Source organism: Desulfovibrio sp. 1214_IL3152, assembly GCF_036763055.1.
Classification (GTDB): domain Bacteria; phylum Desulfobacterota; class Desulfovibrionia; order Desulfovibrionales; family Desulfovibrionaceae; genus Desulfovibrio.
In genome coordinates, this window is the sequence record NZ_JBAIYW010000190.1 from 1 (window position 1) to 3,396 (window position 3,396).

At 58.3% G+C, this 3,396-nt stretch carries 3 protein-coding genes and 1 pseudogene; all 4 read left to right on the forward strand.

The genetic code is table 11. The features are described from left to right. Window positions 1-618 (forward strand): 3-oxoacyl-ACP reductase FabG (gene fabG / locus V6C07_RS03970; protein ID WP_333535065.1); only part of this gene is annotated, 618 nt, incomplete at its 5' end. A 312-nt stretch (window positions 619-930) separates the two neighbouring features. Next, window positions 931-1,164, forward strand: coding sequence for an acyl carrier protein (acpP, locus tag V6C07_RS03975; RefSeq protein WP_012625238.1), 234 nt, complete (start codon window positions 931-933; stop codon window positions 1,162-1,164). A 72-nt stretch (window positions 1,165-1,236) separates the two neighbouring features. After that, window positions 1,237-2,487 (forward strand): beta-ketoacyl-ACP synthase II, encoded by a 1,251-nt coding sequence (gene fabF / locus V6C07_RS03980; protein WP_333535066.1) that lies wholly within the window; start codon window positions 1,237-1,239, stop codon window positions 2,485-2,487. Between the two features lie 399 nt (window positions 2,488-2,886). Beyond that, window positions 2,887-3,396, forward strand: a pseudogene (glyA, locus tag V6C07_RS03985) (serine hydroxymethyltransferase); the annotation flags it as partial.

The window sequence follows — 3,396 nt, forward strand, 5'->3', positions numbered from 1 at the left end:
TCGGAGCAGACGGTGGCCGAAATCAGGGCGGCGGGCGGCCAGGCCAGGGCTTTTGCCCTTGATGTGAGCGACGGTGCTGCTGTTTCCGATTTTTTCACCACTGAAATCAAGGACAAGGTTGATCTTGCCGTGCTCGTGAACAACGCGGGCATCACCAAGGACGGTTTTCTTATCCGCATGAAGGATGAGGACTTTGACCGGGTAATCAACGTCAACCTGCGCGGGGCCTTCATCTGCACCCGCGAGGCCGCCAAAATCATGAGCAAGGCCCGCAAGGGCCGCATTGTGAACATTTCTTCGGTGGTGGGCCAGATGGGCAACGCCGGTCAGGCCAACTACGCCTCGGCCAAAGCCGCCCTGCTGGGCCTCACCAAGTCCTGCGCCAAAGAGCTGGCCGCACGCCAGATCACGGTCAATGCCGTGGCTCCCGGCTTTATTGAAACGGACATGACCGCCGCCCTTGGCGATGATGTTCGTAAAAGCTATGAGGAAGTTATTCCGCTCAAGCGCATGGGCACTGCCCAGGAAGTGGCCGACGCCGTGGCGTTTTTCGCCTCGGACAAGGCCGCCTACATTACCGGGCAGGTGCTTGGAGTGAATGGGGGCATGTACTGCTAGCGCAGTTTTGCAGTAATAATGTTAACTGCTCCTGTGCGGAGTGTTGCTGACAATCCGCGCCACGAAACATACCCGGATTACCAGGCGTTCTCCCGGCCGCCGAGCGGCTGCGGAAAACAGACAGTGATGTCGTGCCTGCAAGGGCAACCCTGTTTCAGCCGCCGGCAAGCAAAAGTGCGGCTGAAAAAAACAAGGCATGTTCGCCGGCCAGGCAGTTAACGTGAAAGCACGCACGCAGAACAACCGAAGACGCACCCGGCACTGCCCTGAAGCCGGGGTTTGGATGGATATTAAAATTACCTGGAGGATACCATGTCTGATGTCGCCGAAAAAGTTAAAAAAATCATTGTAGACCAACTGGGCGTCAGCGCTGATGAAGTCAAGCCCGAAGCCAGCTTTGTGGAAGATCTGGGCGCTGACTCCCTGGACCTGACTGAGCTGATCATGGCTATGGAAGAAGAGTTCGAAGTCGAAATCGCCGACGAAGATGCTCAGAAGATCCTGAAGGTCCAGGACGCCATTGCCTATATCGAAGAAAAGAAATAGCCAAGGTTTGTTCGCCAGATATGCAGCGTGCGAGGGGGCGGTAAAGCCCCCTCCCGCACCAAAGGAGCATGCATGACCCGTCCCCGCGTAGTAATCACCGGCGTTGGCGGCGTTACGCCCCTCGCCAACGATATTGAGAGCACCTGGAAAAAGCTGCTCGCAGGCGAGTCGGGCATAGCGCCCATCACGCTTTTTGACGCTTCCGCCTACGATTCGCGAATCGCGGGAGAAGTGAAAAATTTTGTGCCCGAAGATTTCATGCCCGCCAAACAGGTGCGGCGCATGGACCGTTTTACCCAGTTTGCCGTGGCTTCGGCCCAGATGCTGCTCAGGGACGCGGGCTATGAAGTGACGGACGCCAATGCCTACGACACCGCCGTTATCCTCGGCATCGGCCTTGGCGGCCTGCACACCATCGAAACGTATCACGCCAAACTGCTTGAAGCCGGTCCCAACAGAATCTCGCCTTTCATGATTCCCATGTTGATTTCAAACATGGGTCCGGGGCAGATATCTATTTTTACCGGAGCCAAAGGCCCCAACATTGTCACCACTACGGCCTGCGCCTCGGGCATTCACGCCATGGGTACCGCATACAGCGAAATTTTGCTGGGCCGGGTCAAGGCCGTCATCACCGGTGGCGTGGAAGCCACGGTAACGCCCCTGGGCGTGGCCGGTTTTACTGCGCTCAAGGCGCTCTCCACCCAGTACAACGATGAGCCTGCCAAGGCTTCGCGCCCGTTTGACGCCAAACGCGATGGCTTTGTCATCGGCGAAGGCGCCGGGCTGCTCTTTGTTGAAACACTGGAATCGGCGCAGGAACGCGGAGCCAGAATTTATGCGGAACTGGTAGGCTACGGCGCATCAGGCGACGCCTACCACATGACCGCTCCCTGTGAAAATGGCGAAGGCATGGCCCGCGCCATGCAGAACGCCCTGCGTGAAGCCGGAATCTCGCCGTCGGCCATCGGGCATATCAACGCTCACGCCACGTCCACCATGCTCAATGACAGCACGGAAACCAAGGCCATCAAGCTGCTCTTCGGCGACCATGCCAGGAAGATCAAGATCTCTGCCACCAAGTCCATGACCGGGCATCTGCTCGGGGCTGCCGGCGGCATAGAATCTGTCTTCACCGCGCTGGCCCTGCATGATGAAATGCTGCCCGGCACCATCAACCTTGAAAATCCTGATCCCGAGTGCGATCTCGACTACATGGCTGACGGTTCCCAAAATATCGCCTGCGAGTATGCCATGTGCAATTCCTTCGGCTTTGGCGGCACCAATGCCAGCCTGATCCTGAAGAAGTGGGACAATAAATGACCTGCCGCCCGCGATGCCTGCCGGAAGGACTGATATCTTTCCGGCAGGCATCCGGCGGTGCGCGTTTAACGCTTCTGCCGCTGCGGGGCAGTCCTGTTTTTAGAAAACGCCGGTGGACGAAATCCGCTTTCGGCAGTCGAGCAATACCTGGACGAAACCAGTTGTGCCTGCGCACAGCTTTCGCACAGGAAAATCCGGCGCGGATCACGGGCAGCCAGTCCACCTGATCCGCGTTTTTTGAAAAAAGGCCCCGCTAACGCCACGGCCCGCCTTACTGGTCAGAACCGTCCGAACGCCCCCATAAGGCCGCCGGACGTTGTGTTCTCCGCCGGGCCAGCTCAGTACACACACTGCCCGCCGCTGTGGCGGGCAGTATATTTCACTAAGGATGCCACGTTCATGGATGAAATTCTGCTGCAAGACCCGGAAATCGCAAAGGCCATTGCTCTGGAATCGCAAAGGCAGATGGGCAAGCTTGAGCTTATCGCCTCGGAAAACATTGTTTCCACGGCGGTACGTGAAGCCCAGGGCAGCGTACTGACCAACAAATACGCCGAAGGCTATCCCGGCAAGCGCTACTATGGCGGCTGCGAATACGTGGATATGGTGGAAACCCTGGCGCAGGAAAGGGCCAGGCTGCTTTTTGACGCGCAGTACGTCAACGTGCAGCCCCATTCCGGCTCGCAGGCCAACATGGCCGCCTACCTGGCCGTTCTCAAGCCCGGCGACACCATTCTCGGCATGGATCTTTCCCACGGCGGACACCTCACCCACGGCAGCCCGGTGAACTTTTCCGGCCGTCTTTTCAAGGTGCTCTCGTATGGCGTGCAGCGCGAAACCGGCCGCATCGACTATGACGATGTGGCCGCCAAGGCCCGTGAGCACAAGCCCCGCGTCATCGTTGCGGGC

Coding starts and splice junctions, on each gene's coding strand:
- acpP (WP_012625238.1), top strand. CDS start 931: ATGTCTGATGTCGCCGAAAAAGTTAAAAAAATCATTGTAGACCAACTG.
- fabF (WP_333535066.1), top strand. CDS start 1,237: ATGACCCGTCCCCGCGTAGTAATCACCGGCGTTGGCGGCGTTACGCCC.